The sequence below is a fragment of the Enterococcus sp. XAF26B05_ASV22 genome (genome assembly GCF_056727285.1).
In genome coordinates, this window is sequence record NZ_CM161538.1 from 334,944 (window position 1) to 351,249 (window position 16,306).

General features: G+C 36.7%; 18 protein-coding genes and 1 pseudogene. 8 read left to right on the forward strand and 11 right to left on the reverse strand.

The features are described 5' to 3' along the window. Nucleotides 1–90 precede the first annotated feature (90 nt). The gene (arsB, locus tag AC1PU0_RS01725) at nucleotides 91–1,149 is read left to right on the forward strand and encodes an ACR3 family arsenite efflux transporter (protein WP_206848279.1); all 1,059 of its coding nucleotides are present in this window, start codon (nucleotides 91–93) and stop codon (nucleotides 1,147–1,149) included. A 413-nt stretch (nucleotides 1,150–1,562) separates the two neighbouring features. Here arsB and AC1PU0_RS01730 read toward each other — a convergent pair whose 3' ends face one another. Next, entirely contained in the window at nucleotides 1,563–2,258 is a 696-nt protein-coding gene (locus tag AC1PU0_RS01730; protein WP_479998651.1) for an arylamine N-acetyltransferase family protein, read from the reverse strand. A gap of 467 nt (nucleotides 2,259–2,725) precedes the next feature. On the opposite strand from AC1PU0_RS01730, the gene AC1PU0_RS01735 reads away from it, so the two are divergent. Then, nucleotides 2,726–3,088 (forward strand): restriction endonuclease subunit S, encoded by a 363-nt coding sequence (locus AC1PU0_RS01735; protein ID WP_479998652.1) that lies wholly within the window; start codon nucleotides 2,726–2,728, stop codon nucleotides 3,086–3,088. 566 nt (nucleotides 3,089–3,654) lie between these two features. Here the strand turns inward: AC1PU0_RS01735 and AC1PU0_RS01740 are convergent. From AC1PU0_RS01740 to coaA, 8 genes are all read right to left on the reverse strand, one after another. Next, complete coding sequence (locus AC1PU0_RS01740; protein ID WP_479998547.1) at nucleotides 3,655–3,924, reverse strand: hypothetical protein; 270 nt, start codon at nucleotides 3,922–3,924, stop codon at nucleotides 3,655–3,657. A gap of 12 nt (nucleotides 3,925–3,936) precedes the next feature. Next, nucleotides 3,937–4,245: a hypothetical protein gene (locus tag AC1PU0_RS01745; protein WP_479998546.1), complete on the reverse strand. Its 309-nt coding sequence runs from the start codon at nucleotides 4,243–4,245 to the stop codon at nucleotides 3,937–3,939. 14 nt (nucleotides 4,246–4,259) lie between these two features. Next, the gene (locus AC1PU0_RS01750; RefSeq protein WP_479998653.1) at nucleotides 4,260–5,456 is read right to left on the reverse strand and encodes a hypothetical protein; all 1,197 of its coding nucleotides are present in this window, start codon (nucleotides 5,454–5,456) and stop codon (nucleotides 4,260–4,262) included. 2 nt (nucleotides 5,457–5,458) lie between these two features. Continuing rightward, the gene (locus AC1PU0_RS01755; RefSeq protein WP_206848395.1) at nucleotides 5,459–5,872 is read right to left on the reverse strand and encodes a hypothetical protein; all 414 of its coding nucleotides are present in this window, start codon (nucleotides 5,870–5,872) and stop codon (nucleotides 5,459–5,461) included. Further along, on the reverse strand, nucleotides 5,869–5,997 hold the full coding sequence (locus tag AC1PU0_RS01760) for a hypothetical protein (protein WP_277989332.1): 129 nt from the start codon (nucleotides 5,995–5,997) through the stop codon (nucleotides 5,869–5,871). Before AC1PU0_RS01760 ends, AC1PU0_RS01755 begins: the two co-directional genes overlap by 4 nt. Beyond that, nucleotides 5,997–6,392, reverse strand: coding sequence for a hypothetical protein (locus AC1PU0_RS01765; protein WP_206848397.1), 396 nt, complete (start codon nucleotides 6,390–6,392; stop codon nucleotides 5,997–5,999). The genes AC1PU0_RS01760 and AC1PU0_RS01765 overlap by 1 nt, the downstream gene beginning before the upstream one ends. A gap of 307 nt (nucleotides 6,393–6,699) precedes the next feature. Then, on the reverse strand, nucleotides 6,700–8,256 hold the full coding sequence (gene guaA, locus AC1PU0_RS01770; RefSeq protein WP_206848399.1) for a glutamine-hydrolyzing GMP synthase: 1,557 nt from the start codon (nucleotides 8,254–8,256) through the stop codon (nucleotides 6,700–6,702). 235 nt (nucleotides 8,257–8,491) lie between these two features. Continuing rightward, nucleotides 8,492–9,415: a type I pantothenate kinase gene (gene coaA / locus AC1PU0_RS01775; protein ID WP_069641246.1), complete on the reverse strand. Its 924-nt coding sequence runs from the start codon at nucleotides 9,413–9,415 to the stop codon at nucleotides 8,492–8,494. A 158-nt stretch (nucleotides 9,416–9,573) separates the two neighbouring features. Between coaA and AC1PU0_RS01780 the strand changes: the two genes are divergently transcribed. Next, on the forward strand, nucleotides 9,574–10,164 hold the full coding sequence (locus AC1PU0_RS01780; protein WP_206848401.1) for an SGNH/GDSL hydrolase family protein: 591 nt from the start codon (nucleotides 9,574–9,576) through the stop codon (nucleotides 10,162–10,164). A 10-nt stretch (nucleotides 10,165–10,174) separates the two neighbouring features. Further along, complete coding sequence (locus AC1PU0_RS01785) at nucleotides 10,175–10,780, forward strand: class I SAM-dependent methyltransferase (protein ID WP_206848403.1); 606 nt, start codon at nucleotides 10,175–10,177, stop codon at nucleotides 10,778–10,780. 53 nt (nucleotides 10,781–10,833) lie between these two features. Here AC1PU0_RS01785 and AC1PU0_RS01790 read toward each other — a convergent pair. Next, a pseudogene (locus AC1PU0_RS01790) lies at nucleotides 10,834–11,058 on the reverse strand (RidA family protein); the annotation flags it as partial. Between the two features lie 198 nt (nucleotides 11,059–11,256). Then, nucleotides 11,257–12,267, reverse strand: coding sequence for an adenosine deaminase (add, locus tag AC1PU0_RS01795; RefSeq protein WP_206848404.1), 1,011 nt, complete (start codon nucleotides 12,265–12,267; stop codon nucleotides 11,257–11,259). 258 nt (nucleotides 12,268–12,525) lie between these two features. Here add and AC1PU0_RS01800 point away from each other — a divergent pair, with 258 nt between their 5' ends. The 4 genes from AC1PU0_RS01800 (at nucleotide 12,526) to AC1PU0_RS01815 (ending at nucleotide 16,078) form a co-directional block, all read left to right on the forward strand. Continuing rightward, a complete protein-coding gene (locus AC1PU0_RS01800; protein WP_206835411.1) occupies nucleotides 12,526–13,554 on the forward strand; it encodes a LacI family DNA-binding transcriptional regulator in 1,029 nt (342 codons plus the stop codon). A gap of 122 nt (nucleotides 13,555–13,676) precedes the next feature. After that, complete coding sequence (locus tag AC1PU0_RS01805; RefSeq protein WP_206848405.1) at nucleotides 13,677–14,978, forward strand: pyrimidine-nucleoside phosphorylase; 1,302 nt, start codon at nucleotides 13,677–13,679, stop codon at nucleotides 14,976–14,978. Nucleotides 14,979–14,995: 17 nt separating this feature from the next. Next, nucleotides 14,996–15,658 (forward strand): deoxyribose-phosphate aldolase, encoded by a 663-nt coding sequence (gene deoC, locus AC1PU0_RS01810; RefSeq protein WP_069654079.1) that lies wholly within the window; start codon nucleotides 14,996–14,998, stop codon nucleotides 15,656–15,658. A 24-nt stretch (nucleotides 15,659–15,682) separates the two neighbouring features. Next, nucleotides 15,683–16,078 (forward strand): cytidine deaminase, encoded by a 396-nt coding sequence (locus AC1PU0_RS01815; protein ID WP_069654078.1) that lies wholly within the window; start codon nucleotides 15,683–15,685, stop codon nucleotides 16,076–16,078. The last annotated feature ends 228 nt before the right edge of the window (nucleotides 16,079–16,306 follow it).

The following is a 16,306-nucleotide window of genomic DNA, read 5'->3' on the forward strand; positions in this document are numbered from 1 at the left end:
GCCGAATGATCAAACGGGCAAAAAAAATTTTTTTTAATCAACACATAGATGTTTATCTATGTGTTGGTGGAAGTTGGAGGATGAATAAGAATGAATCGTGTAACAAAAAAGATGTCGATAGTAGACAAATATCTTACCGTGTGGATATTCTTAGCAATGGCAATTGGAGTAGGTGTCGGCTACGTTTTTCCTGGTGTACCTAAAGTAATGGAAAGCATGTCTTATGGCACAACGTCCATTCCGTTAGCGATTGGCTTAATATTAATGATGTATCCACCTTTGGCAAAAGTGAAGTATCATGAAATTGGGCGCGTCTTTAAAGATTGGAAAGTGCTATTATTGTCTTTATTTCAAAATTGGGTCGTGGGCCCTGTTTTAATGTTTCTATTAGCGGTGATTTTCTTGAAAGATTACCCTGAGTATATGGCGGGCCTCATTATGATTGGTTTAGCACGTTGTATTGCGATGGTCATTGTGTGGAGTGAATTAGCGCAAGGGGATAATGAATATACTGCAGGCCTAGTCGCATTTAACTCCATTTTCCAAATTATTTTTTATCCTATTTTTGCCTATCTTTTTTTAACGGTATTACCAAAGGCATTTGGTTTAGAAGCACATACTCTGAGTATCACAATGGGAGAAATTGCTAAAAGTGTTTTCTTTTATTTAGATATTCCATTTATTGCGGGGTTCATCACTCACTTTACCTTAACAAGATTAAAAGGCGAAGAATGGTATGAAACGGTCTTCATTCCTAAAATCAGTCCACTCACATTAGTGGCCTTATTATTTACGATTGTTACAATGTTTTCTGTTAAAGGAGATAAAATCATTGAATTACCGATGGATGCTATCAGAATAGCGATACCACTGCTGTTATACTTTGTCTTGATGTTTTTTGTATCATTTTTACTCTCTAAAAAAATGGGTACTAGTTATCCAGTAGCGACGTCCCTTTCATTTACAGCCGCAAGTAATAACTTTGAATTAGCTATTGCTGTAGCTGTAGGAGTGTTTGGGATTAACTCTGGAGAAGCGTTTGCTGCAGTTATCGGACCGCTCGTAGAAGTCCCTGTATTAATCGCCTTGGTGAATGTAGCATTAAAATGGAAAGACAACTACTTTGAGAATGAAGAGTCACGATTATAATGAAGAAATCTATTTTTTAATCTGTTCAGCATATTCATTGGGGCTTAGAATACCCCGCAAAAGTCAGAGGAATAGAAGAAGAGGTCATGGATATGTATAGAAGAACTAGGAATGAGGTAGAAAAGGGAGTTGAAAATTTAGGATAAAGAATATAGTTAGACTAGAGAAAGTGTGGAACAAAACTAATTTTTAATGTTGATGTGTGCCATAAATCCGAATAAACAGCGAGAAAAAAGCAGATCCTTCGAAAATAAGCTGGAATTCACAAAAATTCGAAAAATGATTTTTGTAAATTCCTTCTTATTTCTCGGATCTAAACACTTTTATCTCGTCCTCTTCATCCATTTGTTGTTCCATTTAAATACTATCAAAGCAACTACGTTGATTCTTTGAAAGAGTCACTAATTTGATGACTAAATTAATCCTCTTACCTTATCTAACTGCCCCGGTTCAAGCGGGTATTTAGTTGTTTCGCCATTAGATGTAACAGATAAATTTTTTTCTGTTAATAAAAAATAGCCTGTTTCATGACGTTTGAAACTTACGTATTTTTTGTTAAACGGCGAACGACCATCCATCGTAATAGTTTTCTTAATCTCAGTTAATTCCTCAAAGGTTAGTTCGGGAGTAGACAAATTAAATTTATAAATCGTTTGCCACTTTTCTCCATCAAATTTCAAATAGTGGTGCTCATTATCCACTAATTGTACGCGATAGTTGTCGCCGCCAGCAGTTGCTGAAATTTCAACAATTTCTTCGGGACTATTTTTACCACAGCCGATATCTACTAGATAGTGTTTACCTTCAAGTTTAAGAACAATCAGCACATGTGTATGACTAATCGAAAACCACTCAGATTTTTCTTGATCGTAGATTGTTCCAGTGACCAATTTTACCTCGAAATTCAACGCTTTTAGTTTATGATAAAACCATGTATTCAAGTCATAACACAGACCGCCTTCCCCACGAACCAGTAGCTTCTCTTGTAAATATTCATAAGATAGCGTACTCGTATCTCCATTCATCTCTGAAATATTTTCAAAAGCAATTGTCTGCAGCTGTTTTTTTACCTTATTATTTAGTAATGCAATGATTGTTTCATTGTTCATCTTTTTCCCTCACAGTCTTTCCGTTTATTTACCATAAAATGACTATCCTTTGCTCCTCGTTCGTTACGTCAATTGGGTAGGGTATCTGTCTCTAGTATAATCGCTTACTTTTTATAAGTAAACCCTGTTCATTTAAAATCTCTGAACAGCAATCTCTTAAAAGCATCGATAATTTTCATTTAGTATTTTATAATACATTTATTGTGATATAATTTGATCAAAATAAAGAAAGGGAAACGGATGAAAAATTTTTGTTTAATCTGAGACTGAGTTTTCAATAAAGAAAAATAATAAATGGGTGGTAAGTGATGAGACTCATGGTCTTACGGTGTTTACAACGAATATTTTGAGCGATGAAGAGGCTGAGTTGGATTTAACCAATAAACTTTCACAGATTAAGGAAAAAGAAGTTAAGGTAACTATTCTTTAAGAGCACGAAAAAGAAAGTAGAGAAAAAAGTATAGTATATGCCAAATAGGGAAGAAATAGAAGGAAAACTATTTTCTGAAAAAGAAAGTAAAACGAAATACTGTGTTAAAAACTACTACAAGTCGAAAAATCAATTGAATAACGAAATTTGTCCCAGCTTAAAAACTGTAAAAGTGAGCGAGTTATTTAATATGAAAGGAAACCCTCAGCTAAATAAAAGTAGTTTTGTATTTTCTGATGATGGAGAATATCCATATTTTACAAGAACTGTAACTAATAATGGTGTATCCGGATATGTTAACTATTTAGATGATGAACATCTAATTAAAGGAAACTCACTTGCTATTGGCATGCTAGGAATGCGATTTTTCTATATGGAGCATGATTTTTATGCTGGGTAATTTTCTAAAACAGTTTATCCACTGTTCGACAAATTTAATCAAAATATTGCTGAATATTTTATTGTACAATTAAATAAATACCAAAAGCTTTATCAAGGTTCTTTAGTTAGAGATTTCGAAGAGCTATTTTATGATAGTTCAATAACTATTCCGTATAAAAATAGCAATATTCATTATGAATATATGGAAAAGTATATTCAAATTATTCGAGATAATAGGAGTGACATGTTGATAGATTATATTAATAAAGTGCACTAATATTTTATGAGAAGGCCATATGCTTGGCTTTCTTGTAAATGTATAAAGCGTTGAATCGATCAAAGATGATTATATAGTAAAGAATCTCTTCGTCAGATAGACAAAGAGATTCAAGTTTTTAGATATTCTAAAGTTTCTCATAACTTATAAATCAACTAAAAAGTTTCAATTTTATTTTTTATTCCCACTCAAAAATAAATTAGTTTTACACGGTACGTAATAGTTGAGTTTACGCCATTTTAAGTGATTTGAGTTTGTTTAAAATGTACTCAATTTTAGTAGAGTGTTATCAATTTAATCATTGAATGCTAAGAAGATAGCTTATCTAAAGTTTGTTGTTGCTTCTCAAAAGCTTCTGTTACTTTTTTTCCAAACTGACCTTTAACTGCTCCTTCTAAAGTTTGAGAGGAAGAAGACAATGCCTTTTTAGCACTTTCTATTGCTGTTTCACTTTGTTTCTTAGATTCTTGTTTCATGTTATGAGATTTCTGTATCTTGGCTGAACCAATTGCTTGTACACGTATTTTTTCTAAATTCTTTTTTAACTCTTTCAATAATTTTTTTGCTAATTCTTCCAATAGAACAACTCCTTATTCTTTATTTGCTTTTTGGAGGTCATTTCGATAGTCTTGTTCAAGTTTTTCTTGTTGTTGATATAGCTGTTTTTTTGCTCTTGATAGCTCTTCGTGATAGTCATTTTCTATTTGCATAATTGACTGTTTTGCCCGATCAAAAGGCTCGCTATCTACAGCTGATTGTTGAACAATTCGATAAATATCTGATAACGTTTCTTGTATCAATTGTTCTCCTGTTCGTTGTGTATTTTTTAGTATATCTTCATCCTCTTCAAGTTCACGGCGTTTTCGCTGATAATCGGCTGTAATCTGTCCCTCTTTCATCTATTAGCTCCTTTTTAAGGCTTTAATTGTTGCGCTAGTTGTTGATCTGTTTGAACCATTTTGTCGATTTTACTCTTGATTTCTTTCGCTAACGATTCGAATTTTTCATCCATCGTTTTTGCTTTATTGATTTTTTGCTGGAAAAATTCTGTTGGTTCACCAACTATTCGTTGTTCAGTAGCTCCTATCGCTGATAAGCTATCCTTCATTTCATTATCAGAGAGTACTTCTATTTGAGAACGGGCTTCCCGTAATGTTTCTTGCCAGATATCTTCTGCATCTGTAATTGCCTGTTGATATACTTTTATAGCATTAGCCATCGCATTTTGATAAGCTGCTCGCCCTGTATTAACGGCTAGTAACGCCTGTTGATCATCTAAATAAATTTTTTCATTCTTTGATAGTCCGCCACCACTGGCAGTTAGTTTGGCTTTTAGTTGATCTAACATAGTCAATTGAGTTAAAAATCCACGCATCAGAAAATGACTGGCTTGTATCATAGCTCCTTCAGAATTTCCCGAACTATCTGAAATTTTTAATTGACCTGTTTTTTTATCAAATTCCCAGCTAGTTAATGCATGGCTGCTACCGTCTATCCATACAATTGTTCCAAAATCATCGCTATTTCCAAAACGAGTATTAAAGTCATTCCATATTGTGACATCATCATTTTTTTGGCGATAATTCAAAAATAAGTGAGGATTTTCTTTCATAAATTTTTCCTCCGCTGGTGTTAAGGAACGATATTGAAACCAGCCACTAAAAACTGTTGTTGGTATTTTAAAGTGAGCGCCTACTTTTAGCATATAAGCTGATTGAGAATAGCCTGACAACTGATTAATCGTCCAATCTGGGTGATCAGAAATAAGATCACCAACATACTTTAACGCCACATCATCTTGAGGAGAACCGTTGGGAGACATACCTTTTAAAGCCGCTTTAAAATCTCTTCCATCGTCAGGATACGTTCCAGCTGCCACAACTGTTACTTGAGATACATCTGGTGTACCGTTTACTATCGGTGCTACAGCCATTCCTTGAAATCTGTAATCTCCATCTTTTACTGAAAGTACTTTATACCTTTGCTTATCAGTAGTTTCGAAAATTGTATTTTTTTCTAATTGCTTAACTGGTTTCCCGTTATCTTTAAAATTTGGGTCAACTGAATATAAAATTTCATTCAAGTCTTTTAACTGTTCTTCTGTAGCCACGTTTACACCTCACTTTCAGAACCATTTGAATAAATTACCTTAACTTTGTCCTGTGTTTTTCCATTCAGGACAATTTTATCAAAATCAGAATCAATGGGCCCGAAAGCACCTAACTCCGTCTGTTGATTGCTCGAAAAATGTATTGTTCCAGGACTAGAAGTACCCTTATCGGTTGTAATATTCACAGTAAAAGTCCAATAGCCAGTTTTATCATTGTATCCTCCTGACATTTCGGAAATAAAATCTACAACTTTCACATCTGCAAATCTATCTTTTATTAGTTTAACAACAGTTGTTTCCATTTTTATTACTTGCTGTTCTTTTCTTTCCTTCGCATTTTGATTAAAAGTAAACAAACTAACACCTCCAATTAATATAAGTACAAGTAAAGTAATAAACCATTTTTTCTTTTTCAAAGCCTCATGCTCCTTTGACTATCAGTTTTATCAGTGTATTTAATTTTATTCCCATTATCTTTATAGTTAGGATCAACTTTGTAAACCTCTTTATTCATATCCCTCAATTCTTTTTCTGTAGCCATTATAAATTCCCTTCGTCTTTATTTGAGAAAATCACTTTAACTTTATTTTCTGTAATCCCTTTTTCAAATTCAACCTTACCAGAATAAGACTCCAATAGCCTATCTCTATTATTCGTAGCCATTTCTACCCCAATATATGAACTTTCTCCAGAACTAGTAGTTATAGTAACCATAACTAAAGTATAACCAGTTAATTTATTTTCACCGTATTTCTCATCGAATTCAATTTCCGCCACATTTGCAAAGGTATTTTTAATTTGTTTTGCAGTTATTGTTTCCATATCGATAATCTGTTGCTCTTTTCTTTCCTTCGCATTTTGATTAAAAGTAAACAAGCTGCCACCTCCAATTAGTATAAGTACAAGTAAACCAAGGAACCATTTTTTCTTTTTCAAAGCTTCACGCTCCTTTAATTATCAAGGTGTTGGTACAGGAATAGATATGTAAAAATAATATTACTATATACTGATTATCCCAACTGAATTAAAAAGAGTCAATCCTTTAATTGTGAGAAATAGTTAGAAACGGATTCATAAGAAATCATCTTAGTTATTGGAAAAATAATGTACGGTAAAATTTATGAAGTTATTTTAAGATTGACTATAAAAATTAATTGTTGGTCGATTGGTTGTAAAATGATTACGCTATATCAAAAAAAACGTGTAGAACCCTTATGATTAAAGGGGTCTACACGCTTTTCTTTTACTCCCACTCAACAGTAGCAGGTGGCTTACTCGTAATATCATAAACAATCCGATTCACATGATCCACTTCATTCACGATCCGCACAGAAATCTTCTGCAACACATTCCAAGGAATTCTCGCAAAATCAGCTGTCATTCCATCAATCGAAGTCACTGCACGAATCCCCACAGTATAATCATACGTACGGCCATCACCCATTACACCCACACTACGGATGCCAGGTAACACAGTAAAGTACTGCCAAATATCACGATCTAAACCAGCATTGGCAATCTCTTCACGTAAAATCGCATCAGAATCACGCACGATTTCTAATTTTTCTTCGGTAATTTCACCAAGAACACGAATCCCTAAACCAGGACCAGGGAATGGTTGGCGCCAAACAAGCGCTTCAGGCATGCCTAATTCGATCCCTAATGCACGAACTTCATCTTTAAATAAAGTATTCAATGGTTCGATCAATTCAAATTGCATATCTTCTGGCAATCCGCCCACGTTATGGTGAGATTTGATTGTTTGCGCTGTTTCAGTTCCGCTTTCTACGATATCTGTATAAAGGGTACCTTGTGCTAGGAAGTCGATTCCATCAAGTTTTGTCGCTTCATCATCGAAAAGATAAACGAATTCATTCCCAATGATTTTACGTTTTTTCTCTGGATCAGAAACGCCAGCTAATTTATCTAAGAAACGTTCTTTTGCATCTACTTTAATAATGTTCAAGCCGAATTTTCCGCCTAAACTATCCATTACTTGTTCTGCTTCACCTTTGCGCAATAAACCATGATCTACAAAGATACAAGTCAATTGATCGCCGATAGCTTTTTGTAAAAGCACACCAACAACGCTTGAATCCACGCCGCCTGAAAGGCCAAGAAGCACTTTTTTATCACCGACTTGTTCGCGGATTTTGTTGATTTCCATTTCAATGAAGTTGCCCATTGTCCAGTCGCCTTCGCAATGACAAATATCAAACGTAAAGTGACGTAATAAGTCATTCCCATATTCAGAATGACGAACTTCTGGATGGAATTGCACACCGTAAAGGTTGCGAGCTGTATCTTCAACTGCTGCAAACGGACAATCTGCGCTAGTTGCCACCGTTTCAAAGCTATCAGGGATAGCAGCGACTAGGTCACCATGACTCATCCAAGCGATTTGTTTTTCAGGTGTTCCTTTAAAAATAGGTGAATCAGGAATCAAAAGTGATAGCTCTGACTTGCCGTATTCACGGTTGCCAGCAGGCTCAACTTTTCCGCCTAAATTATGCATCATTAGTTGCATACCGTAACAAATCCCTAGAATTGGAATGCCTAATTCATAGATTTCAGGATCGATACTAAACGCATTTTCATCATAAACACTATTTGGGCCACCAGAGAAAATAATTCCCTTTGGTGCCATGGCACGGATTTCATCCGCTGTGATTCGGTGGCTCAATAACTCTGAGAACACGCCAAATTCACGAATACGTCGAGTAATCAATTGGTTATATTGACTACCAAAGTCTAAAACAATAATTTTTTCGACAGTTGTCAAATCGGCAACATTGGTCACATTTATTACCCCTATCCATTTAGATTTATCTAAAAAGAGGTTGTAAAAAAAGCGTTTAGGTTCGAGCCAAGAAGGAACAACACGCAAATGTTGCGTCTTGTACTTTTCAACATCAAATCGCTAAGCTCTTTGTGTTTCAAAGCAAAGAACCTGCTTTTTTTACACCGTTTATGGAGAATTTTCCGTTAGGAAAATTCTGACCCCTTTAGAATCAAGTTAAGTGTTACATGTTTCTTTAATACTTCCGCATAAATATCTCATCAATGATATGATTTTCAGTCTTATGAAGTATAATATCCGCTCTGCCTCGAGTTGGCAAGATATATTCCTCTAAGTTCTTCAAATTCACCGTTTTCCAAACTTCTTTTGCCATCGCAAAGGCATCGTCACGATTTCCGATCGCATATTGATAATAGTAATTATCTGGATCAAGAAAAGCCGTATCAAGTAAGGCACCAAAACGTTCAAGGTACCATTTTTCAATCAACTTTGGTTCAGCATCCACAAAGACGGAGAAGTCAAAGAAGTCGCTGACGTAAATCTGCTGATTGGCAGGCAATTGCAGTGTGTTGATTCCTTCAACGATCAGAATATCTGGTTGTTGGATCACTTCATATTCGCCTTCGATAATATCATATACACTATGAGAATAAAGTGGTGCTTTGATTTCTTCTTGGCTATTTTTGACTTGGTTTAAAAAGTCGATCAACTTTTCCATGTCATAGCTCTCTGGAAATCCTTTCCGATCCATAATGCCCTTTTCTTCCAATACTTTATTCGGATACAGAAAACCATCCGTTGTAATCAGTTGGACATTGCGGCGTTTAAAGGTTCTGGATAAAATTAGCTGCAGTAAGCGAGCGGTGGTACTTTTCCCAACAGCCACACTACCAGCGATCCCGATGATAAAAGGCGGAACAGGCACATATTCATGCAAAAATAGCCCTTTGCTAACAGTTAAAGACTCAAATTCTTTCATATATAAATGAATCAGATGGGTCAGTGGCACATAAATGTCCTGCACATCCTGCAATGAAATTTGATCATTGAAGCCTTTAATATCTTCTAATTCTTCTTCTGTCAGCGGCGCTTTGCCGTTATGATAGAAGCCCTGCCATTCCTTCCGTGAAATGGGGTAATAATTCATTTTATCGTCCATCGGTTCCTCCACCAAAGCCAACATTTATTTCTGCTCCTATTTTAACACAATTTAGCTAGACCTAACACCAATTCCTAAAATAATTCTTTGCCTCAGCAAAACGGCTTTTTCAATGGTATGATAAATAAAGAAAACGAGTTAAGAAAGGAAAATGCTTGATGAAAAAAATCGTTTTATTTGGAGATAGTATCACAGCTGGATATGGCGAAGAAGCCATCACGCCGATTTTGCAAAATCTGATTATAGAAGAGTTGACGAATAAACAATATGAAGAAGTCACAATCGTAAATGCGGGGATGCCAGGAGATACGACAAAAGACGCAATGAAACGTTTGAAAAAAGAAGTCTTAGCAGAAAAAGCTGACATCGTAACGATCTTTTTCGGTGCCAATGATACGAATAGTGACAACCTAGTGCCGTTAGAAAAATACGCAGAAAACATCGAAACAATGATTACTAAAATCGGCAAAGAAAAAGTGATTTTACTCACACCGCCTTATGTAGATTGCGCTAGAAAACCAACACGTGCTGATGATCGGATTCGTGAATATGTCGAACGAGTGAAAGTGATCGGCGCTAAATATGAAATTCCTGTTATTGATTTATACAAAGCAATGGTGGTTTACCCCGGCACAGATGAATTTTTACAAGCAGACGGACTTCATTTTTCTAAAACCGGTTATGACTTATTAGCTGCCTTGATTGTTCGTGAAATAAAAGGTAGACTGGTGACAAAAGAAAATAGTTAGGAAGAAGAAAATGAATAATCATTATTATACAGAAAATCCAGATTTAGCTCATAATTTAGAGCAGTGGTCGTTTGAATTAAAAGGAAAGAAATTCCAGTTTTTAACCGATAGCGGAGTGTTTTCCCGTAATACAGTGGACTTTGGTTCTCGTGTGTTAATTGATGTGTTTGAGTGGGAAAATCTTCCCGAAGGCCAATTGCTGGATGTCGGTTGCGGTTACGGTCCAATCGGTTTAACGTTGGCTTCGTTCAGTGGAAGAACGGTAGAAATGATCGATGTTAATCAGCGAGCAGTCGCTTTAGCGCAAGAAAATGCGAAGAAAAATCATGTGGAAAATGTTGATATCCATACCTCAAATATCTACGCTGATACCCATGAACAGCAATACGCTGCAATCATCAGCAATCCACCGATCCGAGCTGGGAAAAAAGTCGTTCATGAAATTTTAAGTGAAGCGCATCCGAGACTGTTAGTCGGTGGGACGTTGACTGTCGTGATCCAAAAGAAACAAGGTGCACCAAGTGCTGAGAAGAAAATGTCAGAAGTTTTTGGGAATGTTGAGATTGTCACAAAAGATAAAGGATACTATATTTTAAGAAGCGTGAAAGAAGCATAGTTAAATAGACACTCGTAAACGTTCTGCTGTATACGAGTGTCTATTTTTTATCGTTAAAAAGCTGCGATTCTATCGATTTCTACTTTGAAATCTGGGTCGATCAATCCAGCGCCAACAACTAATGTAGAGGTTGGTTTTGACTCACCTACAGACTCAATTAACTTACTTCTCTCACCCGGCAAATACCCAACACCCGTAATATAAATCGTGATTTTTACTAAGTTATTTACCGTCAAATGATGTTCTTCTAAAGCAGCTGTGATTCTATCAAGCACCCCTTTTGTTTGATCTTAGATAGTTTGAGGTGTTTGTCCTGAAATATATAGAGTCTTGTTGCCAGCGATTTTTGTGTTTTGATAAAGTTGCAGATTCTTCACTCTGTTCGAGTTGATCGGTTTATTGTATAACACGGAAGAGTTGTTACTGGCTATTTAACTGTGAAGACAAATAATGTATCGTTTCGGTTGTATAGTAAATTAATACTCATTTTTTAATTGTTCATGAAGAACTTGTTTTTCATGTTCGGGAATAAATGCGCCATTTACTGCATTATGATTCAATTGCTCCATATCTGCATAAGTAATGCCGTACCATTCATGAAGTTTCATATATTCATCTGTTAACGTTGTATCAGAAACGGTACGATTGTCGGTATTGATACAGACGTTGATGCCAGCATCAATAAATGTTTGGAAAGGATAATCTGCTAATTTAGTAACGGTCTTCGTTTGAAAGTTACTGGTAGGACACATTTCTATCAAAATATTTTTGTCTCGCAATAAAGAAAAATATTCAGGTGTGTCTTTTACAGCGATACCGTGCCCAATTCGTTTAGCGCCTAAATAAACTGCATCAGCAACATTTTTTCCACATCCACATTCACCTGCATGAAGTGTTAAAGGAATCGTCAATTGATTGACTAACTCTAGCGTCTCTTCAAACGTATAAGGTGGAAAATCCAGTTCATTTCCAGCTAGATCAAAGCCTACGATCCCCTCTGTTTTGAATGATTCAGCTAATTGAACAATTTTCTCAATAGCTGCAGAGTCTTCGTGTCGCATACCGCATAGCAGGGCATTGCTTTTTACACCGAAACGTTGTTGTCCTTGTTGGAGACCTGATAATACAGCCTTGATTACTTTAGGTAGAGAAAGTCCTTTTTCAGTATGAAGGGAGGGCGCAAAACGGATTTCGATGTACTGGATATGTTCTTCCGCTGCCTGATGAATAACATCGAGTGTGGCGGTTGTTAAAGCTGCTTCAGTTTGTAGACAGGACAACACTAAATCAAAACGTTCTAAGTAATCATTTAAGTTTTGACAATCGGCAGGAGCAACTAATTGTTTTTTTAATTGATCATCATCAACGGGTAAGGAAATGCCTTGCGGTTCTGCTATTTTCCGTAAAGTTTCGGGGCGTATAGAACCGTCTAAATGACAATGCAGCTCTATTTTTGGTAGTTTTTTGACGTGCTCTCGTTTCACCATATCATCCTCTCTTTTTTTTTAGTACTATTCGTCTCGTCGATAAGTATTTTGAAGACTTTAACATGCCACGCGAGCTCTGTCAAATTGAGGCTAACTAAACCGTGGGAAATAAAATTAGGCTGTTTTTGTGCTAAACTTTGTAAACTTTTTGCTTAAACTATTTTATTCTAATAAATTCTGATAAACTAGAATCACTCGATACGTATTTTGAAAACGTTGATATGGTTGGTAGAGCTTGACAATAAAGGGAGAATAAAAATGAAGTTGACTATTAAAGAAATTGCAGATATGGCGGGTGTCTCTGTCACAACAGTATCCCAAATCATCAATAACAAAGGCAGCCGCTTCAGTGAAAAAACGAGAAATAAAGTATTAGCTGTAGTAGAAAAATATGATTACAAGCCAGATTATTTTGCCTCAAACCTCATTACGCGTCACTCAAAAACAATTGGCATGGTTGTACCTGATGTGACCGATTTTTTCTTTGCAAAAGTAATTGAGGGAGTTGAAACGTACCTAAATTCATTAGGTTATATGATTTTATTATGTAATTCGAAACACGATGAGGAGAAAGCAACACAGTACGTTACAGAACTTGTTCATCGCTCTGTGGATGGGATTATTTTTGCAACCCCTCACATTTTACCTGCTACTCATATTTTACGTAATAAAAGTAAACGAAAAGTTCCTGTGATTCTTGTCGATCGAGGCATCAATCCAAGAGAAAGTGGTCGCTTGATCGTGAAAGAATATGAAGGGGCATATCAAGCGGTTTTGTCGCTGATCCAACAAGGTCATAAACATATTGCTATGCTAAAAGAAAATGATGGTTACTATCAATTGACGGAAAGAGTGACTGCATATCAGCATGCTTTAAAAGATCATGGAATCCCAGTAAGGGAAGAATATATGAGTAGCGGAGATTTGAATTTGGGTGGTGGTTATACGGCAGCGAAAGGTGTATTAAAAAATTCTGCGATTACAGCTATTTTTTGTGGAAATGATGAAATGGCAATGGGAGCGTATCAGGCAATTGAAGAGTCCGGCAAGAAAATTCCTGATGATATTTCTGTTATTGGATTTGATGGATTGGAGATTTCAGAATATTTGGTACCAGGACTAACAACTGTTTATCAACCCAGTTTTGATATCGGCTTTTATGCAGCACAATTTTTGGTCGAGTCAATCAACGATCCTGAGAAAAAAATTCCGAATAAAATTTTCGATACAACATTTATTTTAAGAAATAGTACGAAATCGATTGACAATCAGAGTGATTTGATTTAATGTTCGTTTTATAAGCGGTTACATTTTATGTAAGCGTTAGTAAACTGTTTTACTAAAAGGTTTTAACCTGAATGATTTTAGTGTATAATACATCCTTGGGGATTGATTCGGAGGAAAAAAGCATGAGAATGGTAGATTTGATCGAGAAAAAACGTGATGGACAGGCCTTAACAGATGAAGAGATTCAATTCATTGTGTCTGGCTATACCAAAGGGGATATTCCAGATTATCAGATGAGCGCATTTTTAATGACTGTCTTCTATAAAGATATGACGGACGAAGAGATTACCACCCTGACATTGGCAATGGCTAATTCAGGCGAGATGATCGATCTTTCATCGATTCAAGGAATCAAAGTAGATAAACATTCTACTGGTGGTGTCGGTGATACAACGACCTTGATTTTAGCACCTCTTGTTGCAAGTGTGGGTGTTAGTGTAGCAAAAATGTCTGGTAGAGGACTTGGGTATACCGGTGGTACGTTGGATAAATTAGAAGCAATTCCTGGATTTCATGTGGAAATACCAGATGAAGATTTTATTCGTTTGGTAAATGAAAGCCATGTAGCAGTCATTGGTCAGTCTGGCGATTTAGCACCAGCCGATAAAAAATTATATGCGTTGCGGGACGTTACAGCCACCGTTAATTCGATACCGTTGATTGCAAGTTCGATTATGAGTAAAAAAATTGCAGCGGGTGCCGATGCAATCGTGCTGGATGTAACAACAGGTGAAGGTGCGTTCATGAAAAATATTGATGAAGCACGTCGCTTAGCTGAAACAATGGTTCGGATCGGGCACTTAGCCAACCGTCAAACAATGGCAGTCATCTCAGATATGTCTCAACCACTAGGCGAAGCAATCGGCAATAGTTTAGAAGTTGTTGAAGCGATTGAGACGCTTCGCGGTAAAGGACCAGAAGATTTAATGGAAATGTGCTATATATTAGGAAGTCAAATGGTTGTTTTAGCTAAAAAAGCAGATACATTAGATGAAGCACGAGCAATGCTAAAAGAAGCGTTGGAATCTGGCAAAGCGCTGGATAAATTCCGCGAAATGATCCGTAATCAAGGTGGAGAAGAGAGTATCATCGAGGCTCCAGAGCGGTTATTAACGGCTAAATATCAAATAGAATTACCAGCAAAAACAGCAGGAGTCGTACAAAAAATCGTTGCCAATGAAATTGGTATCGCCGCGATGCTTTTAGGTGCAGGACGTGCAACGAAAGAAGATTCGGTCGACCACTCAGTGGGGATTAAACTTCATAAAAAAGTTGGTATGCCTGTTAAGACCGGCGAGTCACTGCTAACTATTTATTCCAATTCAGAATCAATCGAGAACGTAAAAGAACTTTTATATAAAAATATCGAAATCGGCAGTTCTGGCACTGAACCTGAGCTGATCCATGATATAATAACAGCATAAAGGAAGTGTAAAAAATAATGGAATTAAATCAAATGATTGACCACACTATTTTAAAAGCAGATGCAAATGAAGAGGATGTTTTACGAATTATTGAAGAAGCGAAAAAACACGAATTCTTCTCGGTTTGTATTAATCCGTGCTGGGTTGCTTTGGCCAAAGAACGCTTAGCAGGAACTTCTGTTGATGTGTGTACGGTAATTGGGTTTCCTTTAGGTGCCAATACATCAGAAGTCAAAGCGTATGAAGCAACAGATGCGATCAACAATGGTGCAACAGAAGTGGATATGGTCATCAATGTCGGGGCATTGAAATCGAAGCAATACAAAAAAGTATCAAAAGATATTCAAGCAGTTGTTGATGCGGCTAAAGGTAAAGCTTTAGTTAAAGTCATCATCGAGACGGCATTACTCACAGATGAAGAAAAGATCAAAGTGTGTACGCTTGCCAAAGAAGCAGGTGCCGATTTTGTTAAAACATCAACTGGTTTTTCAACAGGTGGAGCAACTATCGCAGATGTTAAATTGATGCGTGAGACCGTCGGACCTGATATGGGTGTGAAAGCTTCAGGTGGTATCCATAATGAAGCTGAAGCACGCGCTATGATCGAAGCTGGGGCTACACGTATCGGAACAAGTGCTGGTGTTGCAATCATGGAAGGCGCTACAGGAACAGGCTATTAATTTAAAGAAGAAAGTGGCGGACAAATGACAGCAAAACAAGAATGGTTAGCTATTGCGGATGATGCGTTAACAAAAGCATACGTGCCTTACTCACACTTTCCAGTGGGTGCGTGCCTTGTTACCAAAGAAGGAAAAACGTACCAAGGAGTCAATATCGAAAATGCTTCATATGGATTGACGAATTGTGCTGAGCGGACAGCGATCTTCAAGGCTGTTTCAGAAGGGGAACGAGAGTTTCAACATTTAGTGATTGCAGGAAATACACCTGAACCGATTTCTCCGTGCGGTGCATGCCGTCAAGTGATGGCTGAATTTTGTACGCCTGAAATGCCGGTCACATTAGTTGGTGAACATGGCGTGTCTAAGGAAATGACCGTGGGCGAGCTACTGCCTTATGCATTTACGGAAAAAGACTTATAAGATCTAGCTACATGAACCAAACCTCTCAACAAATAGACAAATTGCTTTGCTACACAACGAATGAAAAGAGTTGATGTAAAAAGGCACCTACTTTGGTTGTTCGAGGTCTGAGCGGTTCATTCCACTTTGCTTAGAAACATGCCAAGAAACACAACGAAATTTTGAGTTGATGTTGATTGGTACAAGGTGACTGAAAGGAACGTTGCTTCCATTCGTTATTTTGAAGTT